Source organism: Agrobacterium sp. YIC 4121 (assembly GCF_002008205.1).
Lineage (GTDB): Bacteria > Pseudomonadota > Alphaproteobacteria > Rhizobiales > Rhizobiaceae > Agrobacterium > Agrobacterium leguminum.
Genome location: NZ_MRDI01000001.1, coordinates 423,306 through 435,486 on the forward strand (window position 1 = coordinate 423,306; position 12,181 = coordinate 435,486).

The window sequence follows — 12,181 nt, forward strand, 5'->3', positions numbered from 1 at the left end:
CGGACGTGTTTTCGACCGCCGGCAAATGGGAGTGAGCCAGTATCAGAAAAAGAACCGCATAACGCCCTTGGGAGGGGGCCAGAATGTCGGAACTTGTCATTATCATCGCAGATGACCACCCGCTTTTTCGCGGCGCCCTGAAACAGGCCGTATCCGGCCTCGACGGGCAACAGAGCATTATTGAAGCTGGGGATTTCGAGGCCGCCCGCAGTGCAGCCGCAGCGCGCAACGACGCCGATCTCATGCTTCTCGACCTCGCCATGCCAGGGGTCAGCGGATTTTCAGGCCTGATGGCGCTCCGGGCGGAATTCTCCAGCCTGCCGATCGTCATCGTTTCGGCAACGGACGATGCGACAACCGTGCGCCGCTCCATCGAACTCGGTGCTTCCGGTTTCATTTCCAAATCCTCGGGTATCGACGATATCAGGGACGGCATCCGCGCGGTTCTGGAGGGCGATGTCTGGATACCGGCGGGTCATCAGGGCGATAAGGAACAGGATCCTGACGTGGCCGATCTCATCGGCCGGCTCAGAACGCTGACGCCGCAGCAAAGCCGGGTTCTGGGCATGCTGGCCGAAGGGTTGCTGAACAAGCAGATCGCCTATGAGCTCAATGTTTCCGAAGCCACCATCAAGGCGCATGTCTCCGCAATCCTGCTGAAGCTCAAGGTCGACAGCCGCACCCAGGCGGTGATCCAGCTCGCCAAGATAAATACATCGGCCATGGTGGCGTAGAAAAGGATTTTATTCCTTTCCTTGCTTTACTCCTGACCGGATATGGTCTAGATTCCGGTCAGTAAACGACAGGAGCTTTTCCGCTATCGGCTCCACTTGCGGGCTTTCTATCATGCTGTCACACGAGACGATCTGGAGCGCCATCGATACGCTTGCCGAACGCCACCAGCTAACGCCTTCGGCATTGGCGAAGCGCGCCGGCCTCGATCCCACCTCGTTCAATAAATCGAAACGTTTCGGGCCGGATGGCCGCAAACGCTGGCCTTCGACTGAATCCGTCTCCAAGGTGCTGGAGGCGACGGGGGCAAGCGTCGACCAGTTTTTCGGTTATGCTTTCGGCAGGGCGCAGACCATGCAGCCTTCCGGCGCCGACAACGCCATTCCCCTGCTCGGTTTCGCCCAGGCGGGCTCCGGCGGCTTTTTCGACGATGGCGGTTTTCCGGCGGGTCAGGGCTGGGATGTGGTGGAATTCCCCTCCTCTCCAGAGCGCAGGCAGGGCGTCTATGCACTGGAAGTGCAGGGCGAGAGCATGATGCCGCTCTACCGCGACGGAGATATCCTCATCGTGGAGCCCGGCGCGCAGGTGCGGCGCGGCGACCGCGTGGTGCTGAAAAGCCGCGACGGCGAAGTGATGGCCAAGGTGCTGGCGCGGCAAAGCCCCAAAAACATCGAGCTTCTTTCGCTCAACCCGGAACATCCGAACCGCAGCTTCGACATGGCCGATGTGGAATGGATCGCCCGCATCATCTGGGCCAGCCAATAACCCGCAACTGCGTTTTCCGCGGTATCGACCGGGCACGCGCGCTGAGAATATTCCTCTAAAGACCGAGTGTCCTTGCGGCGGCATCGACCGTCATGATCTTCGCGCCACCCGACACCGCCCTGCGGACGAGGCCCTGAAATCTGCCTTCCGGGCAACCGTAAAAGCTCGGCGTCTGCGAAACATCATGGGTGAAGATGATGAGCCAGCCACCTTTTTGCAGAACATCCTCCAGCCAGCCATCGGCGGCGTCGAGATAGTTTTGATCCGAACGCAACTCGACTGCGGCAAGATTATGCGGGTCGACACTGCCCCGGTTGATCCCTGGCATGATGCCGCGCGCCGTCCTGAACCGGCGTCGCAGCAGCGGCTGCATGACCGGTGAAGCCATGCCGAAGGGAACGGAAAAATTGCGCCCGTGGCGGCTTGTATCGAATGAGCCGAGCACGCGGTCATTGCGATCGAGATCCTCCTCAAGCCCCCGTCGGGAAAAGCTCGAGAGTTTGCGATGGGAAAAGGTGTGGCAGGCAAGCTCATGGCCGGCTGCCGCCAGTTCCGAGCAGCCTTTCGCGGAAATCATCTGCTGCTGTTCATCGTATTGGTCGATAAACACGCCGGCGATATAAAACGTGCCGCAAACGCCCTCGTTTTCCAGAATGCGCGCACCCGCCGTCCAGGCGCTTGCCGGCACATCGTCGAATGTGAAGGACACGATCGGTTCGGACGTTTCGATCCGCACCGCCGGTCCCGGGAAATAGCGCACCAGCCGGTTATTGATCCGGTCGGTAAAAGTCCCGATTTTTTGCGTCATACAAAGCCCCCCGGCCTGTCTGCAAATTACTGTCCCTCTTCGAGTATGTCGTAAGCCTGATGCCTCAAACAATAGATGGCGATTAGAAGAGAAGACCAGATAGGCCCGGTTCCGGTAAAGAAATTGCTCTCTAAACACGAAGAAAGTAACGCATACACCCAAATTCTGGCAAAAAGTCGGGTAAGTGCCGGGTCCGTGCCCTTGTCCACCGCAGTGCGGAAATCGTTCGCGGGTATGATGACCAGCCAGATGACGGTGAGAATGAAGGCCGGCAGGCCGCCATTCAGCAGGCTTTCAATATAGCCATTATGGGCATGGAAGGCCGTTACCGCCCAGGTGCCGGCAATATCGGCCTGCGACAGGAGCCTGTCGCTCGTCCAGAATGCCTGGAACCCCTGCCCGAAGATCGGCGATTGCGCGAAAGTGTCGAAGGATAGCCGCCATATGTCCGTCCGCCCGGTGAAGGTGGAATCGATGCCCAGGCCTTCGACGAAATTCTGTATACTCGGAAAATAGGTGGAGCCGACCGCGGATATGTTGATGAAGGCCAGAAGACCGCCGATCATCAACAAAGTACGGTTGGCATGCCTTTCCATGATCCAGATCAGCGCCACGGTGACGGGCAGCAGCATGGCCGCGGTTTTTCCGTTGGTCTTCCAAAGGAAAAACCCCGCCAGCAGCGTGATGGCGAGGCCGCCCAGCGTCGACCAGGCATTGCGCAGGTAAAGCCCGATCATGAAGAGAATGATCATCGCCGGCGCGGCGGCATTCTTGTGATTGAAGATACCGCGCCAATCACCCGCCAGCGCTTTTTCATCGAGATCATAGGGCTGATGGATCGAGCGCGAGCTAAGGAAGATCACCCCCAGATAGCACAGCGCCAAGAGAATGATCGCGAAGATGGCCATCATCCGGTCGAACTGCCGCCGGTCGCGCGGCATGACGACAAGGACGCTGGTTATGAAGCACAGGAGCGCCGTGAAGATTAGACGTTGCAGCGACGTGCCGGGCTGGGTTCCGACCACCGAGCATATCGCCAGCCAGAAAAACAGCAGCAGAATGGGCAGCCGCGGCCGCAGCAGAAGCCCCGTCAGCCGGTGGCGCAGCGCAAAAACGCCGAGGATCAATGCGATCACGAGGCCGGTCAGCTGGTTTGCGGCAGCGTGCGGCACCGGCGGTGCTGCGAGATTTTCGAAAGGCGCGACGGAAATCCAGATATAGAGCATGGTGGCGACGAAGAAAAACGCGTCGCGCCGGCCGCCGGCAAGGGAAATGGCGCTGCCTTGCGCAGAGACGGGCTGCGTATCAGCCAAACGCGGCATGGTCGCCTGCATCGAAAATGGATAGTCGGATCATTGGCCTGCCTTGTGACGAACAACGAAACCCTTCTGAAACAGGGCCATGTCCAAATAACCATAAACAGTCATTATCATCATTATTATGCAATTGCTTTAACCCTCTCTTACCTCAAGAGGGATAAGACAGGATAAACTGCCATTCATTCGGGTCGCGGACTTTCGCTTTATTGGCCGGTTGCGGCTTTTTCAGTTCGCCAGATTTTAAAAAGCAGCGCAGTCATTTTTGAATTCGCCCGGCAATGCCGGAAAACATGGAGAATGAGGTGTCGTTCAATACGCCGCGGCTCGGCCATCTAGTCAGATTGGGATTGACCTACATGGCATCCGGCGGAGCGCTCCTCATGTCCAGCGCCGCCCAGCTTCTGACCTTTGCGCTGCTTGCCCGCCATCTCGGTGTCGAACAATTCGCGCTTTACGCCTCCATCACGGCCGTCACCAATCTCGGCGTCCAGATCTGCGGTATCGGCTCGCAGGAATCGCTGATCCGCCGTGTCGCGCAGGATCGCAGCATGTTTCCCGTCATGCTCGGCCACAGCTATCTTTTGAGCGCCGCGACAGGCGTGGTGCTGACCATCATCGGCATGGTGACGATCCCGGTATTTTTCCCGACCTCGGAAACATTGCTGCACACGCTGATCACCACCTTCCTGATCCTGTTCACGAACCTCGTCCTCCTGAAAGTCATCTCGCTTTCTACGCAAAGCTTCATCGCCCATTCCGACTTCGCCTCCGCCAACAAGCTGGAAGTGATGTTTGCCGTCGCCCGCACCATTGCCGCGGTGGTCGCCTGCCTCATCTTCAAGGTGGAAACAGTGGAGGCCTGGGCGCTATGGAACCTTGCCGCCCACACCATTGCAGCCATGATCTCGGTCAAGGCGATAGCGAGACTCGGCCGCCCGGTGTTCCGCATCGTGCGTGAGGAAATCCGCATCGGCGTCCTGTTTTCCACCCAGTTCCTGTTCAAGGCCGTGCGCGGCAATGCCGATATTCTCGTTCTCGGCGCCATTGCCAGCGCCGAGGTGCTGGGCAGCTATTCCATCGCCCGGCGCATTCTCGACAGTTCCTATCTCTCCGTCGAGGCCCTCAACCGGCTGATCTATCCGGGTTCGGCTTCCGCCGCCCTGCAAGGTATCAGCAAAACCATAGAACGCGCCTATAACGTGCTGAAGGCCGCACTTTTCATCGCGACCGGCAGTGCGCTCGTCATTTTCATCATCGCGCCCTTCCTGCCACTTTTGTTCGGCGATGAATATGTTTCGCTGCCCATCATCACCCGCGTGCTTTGCTGGGCGGTTCTGCCCATGGCCGTTGCCGCCACCGCGCTCGAGGCGCTCGGCGCATCCGGGCGGCAGGATATTCGCGCGAAGATCTGGAACAGCGGCAACCTCATCGGCTCCGTCATCGTCGCTTTCTTCACCTGGTCCTTCAGCATTTCAGGAACGATCGGCAGCTATTTCATGGTGGAAACCGCCATCGCCGCCGCCGTATGGATCGCGCTGCTACGACTGCGCCGCAATGAAGAAGTTTTCGCGCCAGCCAAATAGGAGCGGCACAGGAACCGATCCGGTGGCCTGCTCTCCCTAATAGAGCCCATAAGGGAAATAACGCCGGTAGATTTCTTCCAGCCTGCCGTTGCGGGAAAGGGCCGCCAGCGCCTGATCGAAAGCCGGAACGAGCACGTTATCGGGATCGACAGTCATGATGGACAGGCCTTCACCGAGAAACCTGTCGGACATATAGGGACCGCCGAAGAGTGCGCAACAGCCTTCGGAAGCGCTTCCTGAAACCCAGAAAGGCAGGCGCAGGCCGTCGGCGAAGATGGCGTCCACCTTGCCTTTCTTCAGCGCGTCATACATCGGCTCGTAACCATCGAAGCCCTCAGCCGCGGCCTTTGGAAAGAATGCCTTCAGCATCTGTTCGTGCCGCGAGCCGGCAACCACACCCACCTTCTTTCCCGAAAGCGCATCGGCACCCGCGCCGGTGAATTTGGCCGCCTTGTTCACCGCAAGACGGGCGGGCATCAGGAGATAGGGCCGCGAGAAGGTAAAACTCTTGCGCAGGTCGGCGGTGGTGGCGAGGCCGGAAATCACCGCTTCGCCCTCGCCCATTTCCAAAGCCGCCTCCAGCTCATCAAACGGCAGCGCCTGCACCTGGCATTTGCTTTCGACCTTCAGTTGCGCGCAGATTTCACGCACCAGATCGACATGGAAACCCGCAAGCCGGCCTTCCTGATCGGTAAAATTGAAGGGCGGGAAATCGACCGACATCAGAAATCTGATGCGGGGAACGGAAGAAAGATCGCCGCCCGGAAACCGCTCCTGCGCATCGAACAGCACCGGCATCCGGTTCCCGTCCGACAGGCCCTCCGCACGTACATCGCTAAAAAAACCAGTAAATTGTAAAGCGAAAGCTAAAGTAAATCCGAGACCTATATTCCGCGTTACATTCGTCATTCTCATCTATACTATCCGTGACAGGAAGTGGGGCGTTACCATGACGGCGGCGGCGATGCATGGATTATTTTAGGCAATATACACGAGATTCGTTTCGCACGACGCCGGCGACACGAAAAATTACATTTTCCCACGCCAGTGAAAATCCCCTTTCAACCGCTCCCGAACAGGACCAGACCGGACAGGCCCGCTTTCTCTCTTCGCTGGGATTTGGCAGGCCCTATATCGAGGCATTCGAACAACGGGCTCTGGAAAATGGCTCGACTTTGGAGGACGAATTGCTGGCAAGCGGTCTCGTCACGACGGATGCCTATTTCGGCGCTTTCGCCCGATTCCTGCGATTGCCGTTTCTCCCTGAAATCGGCCCGGACCGTGTGACGGATTTGAATAAGCTGGACACTCAACTCTCGGAACCGAGGTTTCTGCGGCTGACACCGCTGAGCGGCACGCCAACGCTGCTGATCGTACCGGAACTGGCGCGAATGGCATCGCTGAAAAACATGCTGGATCAACGTCCGCGTCTTCTCGACGAATTTGCCGTGACAACCCCGCAGGCCATGCGCAGCGCAATCTGGAAAGCGGGCGAGGCCCGCCGCTCGGCGGAAACCCAGCAGCGGCTTTTCAACACGGCGCCGCACCATTCCGCCAGAATCACGCTACAGGGCCAGCAGGGTTTTTACAGCGGCGTTCTCCTTACACTGCTCATTCTGTCGCTCCTATTTTACACGGAAGCGGCATTTGCTTATCTGCACGTCACCCTGACGATGCTTTACCTTTTGACCCTGCTTTTCAGGCTGTTCGCACTCGTCCATGCGCCCCGGGGAAACGACGCGAAGAGCATCTTGCCTCTTCGGCAGGAAAACGAATTGCCTGTCTATACCGTTCTGGTGGCGCTTTACCGGGAAGAGGCCATCGTCGGGCAGCTCATCGGGGCATTGGAACGTCTGGACTGGCCCAAATCCCGGCTGGACATCAAGCTTGTCTGCGAAGCAGACGACGCTGCGACGATCGAGGCGATCCAGCGGATAAATCCCGGCCCGCACATAGAGGTCGTCAGGGTGCCGCCCTCCCTGCCGCGCACCAAACCAAAAGCCCTCACTTACGCGCTTTCCGGCGCGCGTGGCGCATTCGTTGCGGTCTATGATGCCGAGGATCGGCCCCATCCGCAGCAATTGCGTGAAGCCTATGCCACCTTCCGCAACGAGCCGGACGAGGTGGCCTGCCTGCAGGCGCCGCTCATCATCAGCAATGCCTCTTCCTCCTGGCTCAGCGCCTGTTTCGCACTGGAATATTCCGGTCTCTTCCGCTGCATGTTGCCTGCCCTTGCCGCACACGGCTTGCCGCTGCCGCTTGGCGGCACCTCCAATCATTTCCGGACCGCCGTGCTGCGGAAGGCCGGCGCCTGGGACCCCTATAATGTAACTGAGGATGCCGATCTCGGCCTCCGGCTGCATCGGCTGGGTTATCGTTGCGGCGTCATCCGGCGACAGACGCTGGAGGATGCGCCGACCTCGCTACCCGTGTGGCTGAACCAGCGAACACGCTGGTACAAGGGCTGGCTGCAAAGCTGGCTGGTGATGACCCGTGCGCCCTTTGCGACCGCGCGCGACATGGGATGGTTTGCCTATGTGGTCTTTCAACTGCTGATCGGCGGCATGCTTCTGTCGTCGCTGGCGCACCCCCTGCTCTTCGTTTCGCTCGCATTCATGACCATCGCCCTCCGGGAAAATGGCGCTGACCTGCTGCTCACCTGGCAGGGTCTTCTGTTTTTTATCGATGTGCTGAATATCGTCGGAAGCTACACGATCTTCGTGCTGATGGGCCGCGGCAGAATGATTGCCTATGAAAGAAGGCATGTCGGAAGGCGGTGGCTGGCAATACCCGCATATTGGCTGATGCTGTCCATCGCGGCCTGGCGGGCCGTGGTGGAACTCAACACCAAACCCTTCGCATGGAACAAGACGCCACACGCGCCTGTCGCCAAAAATACTCATGATCCGGCATCTTCGGCAGAGCCGAAACAGTCCTGATACTTTTTCCGATCAGCCGCGACAGCCGTTCTCGGCTTCACTCACATTGCCGCTCCGGCAAAGCCGTTTCAGGCCTTACGTTACTGCCGTCATCGGTAACGGCAGCCAGTGCCTTGCCGAACGAAGCTCCTCCCTCGGCAAGGACCGTCATTTCATCCTGAAGGTGGCCGAACCGCTCTACTTGGTAACGAGCTTGTTCTTGATCAGGCCGACGATGATCTGCACGATCAGACCGCCGACACCGCCGCCAACGAGCTGGCCGGCGAGAGCGCCGATATCCACGCCTCCGGCTGCCGCATCGCCCGCCGCGCCGAGCAGCGAACCGAGCACGGTTCCGCCGCCGAGGCCGCCGATGGCGCCGGCAATCAGATTGCCGAGCGAACCAAGATCGGAGTCCTTCACTATCTTTCCGCCTGCCGTGCCGCCTACCGCACCGCCGACGATCTGGGCCAATATCGAAGCAAGATCCATGTCATCCTCCTCAGTCGTTTCCCCGACTATTCGAGGAAACAAAGCCTCTTATTCAAGTCTGCGCAGGTTGAACCGAACCGGCATGGCCGGCCTTCTCTTCCTCGCCGAAGATTTTCCAGATCACGGCCCCGATGGCGCCGCCGAGGATCGGAGCGAGCCAGAACAGCCAGAGCTGCTGCAGCGCCCATCCGCCAACGAACAATGCCTGTCCCGTGGAGCGGGCCGGATTGACGGATGTGTTGGTGACCGGAATGGAAATCAGATGAATAAGGGTAAGGGCAAGACCGATGGCGATCGGCGCGAAGCCGGCAGGAACCCTGCCATGCGTAGAGCCCAGAATGACGATCAGGAAAAACGCCGTCAGGATGACTTCGATCAGCAGCGCCGATACGAGAGAATATCCGCCCGGCGAATGTTCACCATAACCATTGGCGGCAAAACCGCCGATTTCAGCCCCCGCCTTGCCGGTGAGGATGACATAAAGCGCCGCAGCCGCGACGACCGCCCCCAGAACCTGCGCCACTATGTAAGGCACGAGGTTCGCCGCCGGGAACTTACCGGCAACAGTGAGGCCGACTGAAACGGCCGGATTGAAATGACCGCCCGAAATGCCGCCAACCGCATAGGCCATGGTCAGAACCGTCAGACCAAAAGCGAAAGCGACACCAAGGAAGCCAATGCCGAGTTCAGGAAAAGCGGCGGCAAAAACCGCACTGCCGCATCCTCCGAAGACGAGCCAAAAGGTTCCCAGAAATTCCGAAAGAAGTTTGCGACTCATAACACTTCCCCCATGTTACGACCGCATCAACTACTACGTGCAATTTAATCGTAGTCAAGCTAAATTGCATATTCGCGTGGCTACCGACACAATGGTGGCTAAACGCAGCAAGAGTGTCAGATGTCTGGAAAATGGAGCGGGTGAAGGGAATCGAACCCTCGTATTCAGCTTGGGAAGCTGCTGCTCTACCATTGAGCTACACCCGCACCGCGCATAAGACATCGGATAGTTCGCAGCGGGTGTCAAGCACCCGCCGGGGTCGTTATTCGGCTCGAAAATGCTTGGAGAGCTTCAGCCCCTGCGCCTGATAATTGGAGCCGAGGCCGGTGCCATAGAGGCCTTCCGGTTTCTGCAGCATGTGCTCGTAAACCAGCCGGCCGACGATCTGGCCATGTTCGAGGATGAAGGGAACCTCGTGGCTGCGCACTTCTAGCACGGCCCGGCTGCCGGTGCCGCCGGCCTGCGCATGGCCGAAGCCGGGATCGAAGAAGCCGGCGTAGTGCACGCGGAATTCACCTACCAGCGGGTCGAAGGGTGTCATTTCGGCCGCATAGAGCGGTGGAACGTGCACGGCTTCGCGCGAGACGAGAATATAGAATTCATCCGGGTCGAGGATCAGTTCGGCGCGGCCGCGGGCATAGAGCGGCTCCCAGAAATCGAGAACGTCGTGCTGGGCCTTCTTGTCGACGTCTACCACGGCCGTGTGATGTTTGCCGCGATAACCGATCAACCCGTGTTCACCGAAACCCTTGAGGTCGATCGAGAGCGCAATGCCGCCGCCGGTCACGTTGGGCGTGTCGCTGGCAACCAGCGTTTCCGTCTCGTGCAGCTTCAGCAGTTCACTTTCGTTGAGCAGCGAATGGCCGATGCGGAAGCGGATCTGCGACAGGCGCGAGCCGCGTCGCACCACGATCGGGAAGGTGCGCGGGCTGATTTCCAGATAGAGCGGGCCGGCATAACCGGCCGGTATCTTGTCGAATTCCTGCGCACTGTCAGTCATGACGCGGGTGAAGATATCGAGACGGCCGGTCGAGCTTTTCGGATTGGCCGAGGCCGACATGTCCGCGGGCAGCGCAAGGCTTTCCATCAAGGGAACGATATAGACACAACCGGTTTCCAGCACCGCGCCCTGGGTAAGGTCGATCTCGTGCAGGCTGAGACGATTGAGTTTGTCGATGACGCGGTTTCCGGGGCCGGGCATGAAGCTGGCGCGCACGCGATAGGCCTTCGAGCCGAGCCTGAGATCGAGGCTGGCGGGCTGCACCTGATCAGCATCGAGATCGGCCTCGCTCTTCAGCTTGCCGCCCGCAAACAGCGCCTTGATTGCGCCATCCGCCAAAATGCCCGTGGTTCTGGTCATGGTCATCATTCCTTTTTACGGCGACAAAACCAAAAGGAAAGCATTGACGCAAGCCGGTAACGGCAGTATGGCAAGCTTATCCCGTGGTGATTTGGCCGGTCGGCTTGCAGCCACGTTAAACAAGTGGCTAAAAAGACCGGGTGCTAGGAACCGGTCTGCTTTTGCGGCCGGTTTTTTTGTTTTGAAGGTGATCACATGAGCAATAAATGGCGCCCGGCAACCCAGCTCGTTCACGGCGGTACGCTACGCTCCCCTTACGGTGAAACGTCGGAAGCGATCTATCTGACCCAGGGTTTCGTCTATGAAAACTCCGAAGCCGCCGAAGCGCGCTTCAAGGGTGAAACGGATGGGTTCATCTACGCCCGCTATGCGAGCCCGACCAACGACATGTTCGAAAAGCGCATGTGCCTGCTGGAAGGCGCTGAAGACGCCCGTGCACTTGCCTCCGGCATGGCTGCCGTCACCGCCGCCATCATGTGCCAGCTGCGCGCCGGCGACCATATCGTTGCGGCCCGCGCCCTCTTCGGCTCCTGCCGCTGGGTGGTCGAAACGCTTGCTCCGAAATATGGCATCGAATGCACGCTGATCGACGGTCGCGATCTCGGCAACTGGGAAAAGGCTATCCAGCCGAACACCAAGCTGTTCTTCCTCGAAAGCCCGACCAATCCGACGCTTGAAGTGGTGGATATTGCCGGGGTAGCAAAGCTCGCCAACCAGATCGGCGCCAAGGTGGTAGTCGACAACGTCTTCGCCACGCCGCTTTTCCAGAAGCCGCTCGAACTTGGCGCCCATATCGTGGTTTATTCGGCCACCAAACATATTGATGGCCAGGGCCGCTGCCTTGGCGGCGTGATCCTTTCCGACAAGAAGTGGATCGAAGAAGAGCTGCAGGATTATTTCCGCCATACCGGCCCGGCCATGTCGCCTTTCAATGCCTGGACGCTTCTGAAAGGCATCGAGACCCTGCCGCTGCGCGTCAAACAGCAGACGGCCAATGCCGGCAAAATCGCCGATTTTCTCGCCGACAGCGTCAAGGTCGCCAAGGTCATCTATCCCGGCCGCGCCGATCACCCGCAGGCCGATATCATCGCGCGGCAGATGTCCGGCGGCTCGACGCTGGTGGCTTTCGAGCTGAAGGGTGGCAAGGAAGCAGCCTTCAAGCTGCAGAACGCGCTTGAGATCGTGAAGATTTCCAACAATCTCGGCGATGCCAAGAGCCTCATCACCCATCCCGGCACGACGACGCACAAGAACCTCACCGACGAGGCGCGTGCCGAACTCGGCATTTCCGGCGGCACCCTGCGCCTTTCCTGCGGCATCGAGGATACCGACGATCTGCTGGAGGATCTGGCGAAGGGTCTGGCGGCCGTTTCGGCCTGAAATTCAATCCGCAAGGCACCATGGCCTGACCGCGTGTCGGGCCGTG

11 protein-coding genes, 1 tRNA gene and 1 riboswitch are annotated in these 12,181 nt (G+C 59.1%); of the genes, 5 read left to right on the top strand and 7 right to left on the bottom strand.

Annotation, left to right across the window (positions count from 1 at the left end; translation table 11 throughout):
* Positions 1-83 precede the first annotated feature (83 nt).
* Both BTE54_RS02175 and BTE54_RS02180 read left to right on the top strand, forming a co-directional pair.
* Complete coding sequence (locus BTE54_RS02175; protein ID WP_035265127.1) at positions 84-734, top strand: response regulator transcription factor; 651 nt, start codon at positions 84-86, stop codon at positions 732-734.
* A 112-nt stretch (positions 735-846) separates the two neighbouring features.
* Entirely contained in the window at positions 847-1,497 is a 651-nt protein-coding gene (locus BTE54_RS02180) for a helix-turn-helix transcriptional regulator (RefSeq protein ID WP_003519935.1), read from the top strand.
* A gap of 55 nt (positions 1,498-1,552) precedes the next feature.
* Here BTE54_RS02180 and BTE54_RS02185 read toward each other — a convergent pair whose 3' ends face one another.
* A complete protein-coding gene (locus tag BTE54_RS02185; protein WP_078051289.1) occupies positions 1,553-2,305 on the bottom strand; it encodes a polysaccharide deacetylase family protein in 753 nt (250 codons plus the stop codon).
* Positions 2,306-2,331: 26 nt separating this feature from the next.
* Positions 2,332-3,627: a Wzy-type polysaccharide biosynthesis protein UppY gene (uppY, locus tag BTE54_RS02190; protein WP_078051518.1), complete on the bottom strand. Its 1,296-nt coding sequence runs from the start codon at positions 3,625-3,627 to the stop codon at positions 2,332-2,334.
* A 287-nt stretch (positions 3,628-3,914) separates the two neighbouring features.
* Here uppY and uppX point away from each other — a divergent pair, with 287 nt between their 5' ends.
* Positions 3,915-5,207 (top strand): Wzx-type polysaccharide biosynthesis protein UppX, encoded by a 1,293-nt coding sequence (gene uppX, locus BTE54_RS02195; protein WP_162934018.1) that lies wholly within the window; start codon positions 3,915-3,917, stop codon positions 5,205-5,207.
* Between the two features lie 36 nt (positions 5,208-5,243).
* Here the strand turns inward: uppX and BTE54_RS02200 are convergent, their stop codons facing one another.
* Positions 5,244-6,005, bottom strand: coding sequence for a transporter substrate-binding domain-containing protein (locus tag BTE54_RS02200; RefSeq protein WP_078051290.1), 762 nt, complete (start codon positions 6,003-6,005; stop codon positions 5,244-5,246).
* Between the two features lie 170 nt (positions 6,006-6,175).
* Between BTE54_RS02200 and BTE54_RS02205 the strand changes: the two genes are divergently transcribed.
* The gene (locus BTE54_RS02205; RefSeq protein ID WP_174038779.1) at positions 6,176-8,146 is read left to right on the top strand and encodes a glycosyltransferase family 2 protein; all 1,971 of its coding nucleotides are present in this window, start codon (positions 6,176-6,178) and stop codon (positions 8,144-8,146) included.
* A gap of 177 nt (positions 8,147-8,323) precedes the next feature.
* On the opposite strand, the gene BTE54_RS02210 is transcribed toward BTE54_RS02205, so the two are convergent.
* The 4 genes from BTE54_RS02210 to BTE54_RS02225 all read right to left on the bottom strand — a co-directional run bounded on the left by BTE54_RS02210 (position 8,324) and on the right by BTE54_RS02225 (position 10,755).
* Positions 8,324-8,617, bottom strand: coding sequence for a hypothetical protein (locus BTE54_RS02210; protein WP_003519942.1), 294 nt, complete (start codon positions 8,615-8,617; stop codon positions 8,324-8,326).
* A 52-nt stretch (positions 8,618-8,669) separates the two neighbouring features.
* Positions 8,670-9,395 carry an aquaporin Z gene (gene aqpZ, locus BTE54_RS02215; protein ID WP_078051291.1) on the bottom strand — a complete coding sequence of 242 codons (726 nt, stop codon included), beginning with the start codon at positions 9,393-9,395 and terminating at the stop codon, positions 8,670-8,672.
* Positions 9,396-9,527: 132 nt separating this feature from the next.
* Positions 9,528-9,601 (bottom strand) — tRNA-Gly (locus tag BTE54_RS02220).
* 56 nt (positions 9,602-9,657) lie between these two features.
* Complete coding sequence (locus BTE54_RS02225; protein WP_078051522.1) at positions 9,658-10,755, bottom strand: 2'-deoxycytidine 5'-triphosphate deaminase; 1,098 nt, start codon at positions 10,753-10,755, stop codon at positions 9,658-9,660.
* Between the two features lie 73 nt (positions 10,756-10,828).
* Positions 10,829-10,907: riboswitch (SAM riboswitch) on the top strand.
* Positions 10,908-10,950: 43 nt separating this feature from the next.
* Here BTE54_RS02225 and BTE54_RS02230 point away from each other — a divergent pair.
* Complete coding sequence (locus BTE54_RS02230) at positions 10,951-12,135, top strand: O-succinylhomoserine sulfhydrylase (protein ID WP_078051292.1); 1,185 nt, start codon at positions 10,951-10,953, stop codon at positions 12,133-12,135.
* Positions 12,136-12,181 lie beyond the last annotated feature (46 nt).

Bases quoted from the DNA above. Each gene is read 5' to 3' on its own strand.
- BTE54_RS02185 (WP_078051289.1), bottom strand. From the start codon at position 2,305: ATGACGCAAAAAATCGGGACTTTTACCGACCGGATCAATAACCGGCTG.
- BTE54_RS02225 (WP_078051522.1), bottom strand. From the start codon at position 10,755: ATGACCAGAACCACGGGCATTTTGGCGGATGGCGCAATCAAGGCGCTG.
- BTE54_RS02210 (WP_003519942.1), bottom strand. From the start codon at position 8,617: ATGGATCTTGCTTCGATATTGGCCCAGATCGTCGGCGGTGCGGTAGGC.
- BTE54_RS02205 (WP_174038779.1), top strand. From the start codon at position 6,176: ATGGATTATTTTAGGCAATATACACGAGATTCGTTTCGCACGACGCCG.
- BTE54_RS02230 (WP_078051292.1), top strand. From the start codon at position 10,951: ATGAGCAATAAATGGCGCCCGGCAACCCAGCTCGTTCACGGCGGTACG.
- uppY (WP_078051518.1), bottom strand. From the start codon at position 3,627: ATGCCGCGTTTGGCTGATACGCAGCCCGTCTCTGCGCAAGGCAGCGCC.
- uppX (WP_162934018.1), top strand. From the start codon at position 3,915: ATGGAGAATGAGGTGTCGTTCAATACGCCGCGGCTCGGCCATCTAGTC.
- BTE54_RS02200 (WP_078051290.1), bottom strand. From the start codon at position 6,005: ATGCCGGTGCTGTTCGATGCGCAGGAGCGGTTTCCGGGCGGCGATCTT.
- aqpZ (WP_078051291.1), bottom strand. From the start codon at position 9,395: ATGAGTCGCAAACTTCTTTCGGAATTTCTGGGAACCTTTTGGCTCGTC.
- BTE54_RS02175 (WP_035265127.1), top strand. From the start codon at position 84: ATGTCGGAACTTGTCATTATCATCGCAGATGACCACCCGCTTTTTCGC.
- BTE54_RS02180 (WP_003519935.1), top strand. From the start codon at position 847: ATGCTGTCACACGAGACGATCTGGAGCGCCATCGATACGCTTGCCGAA.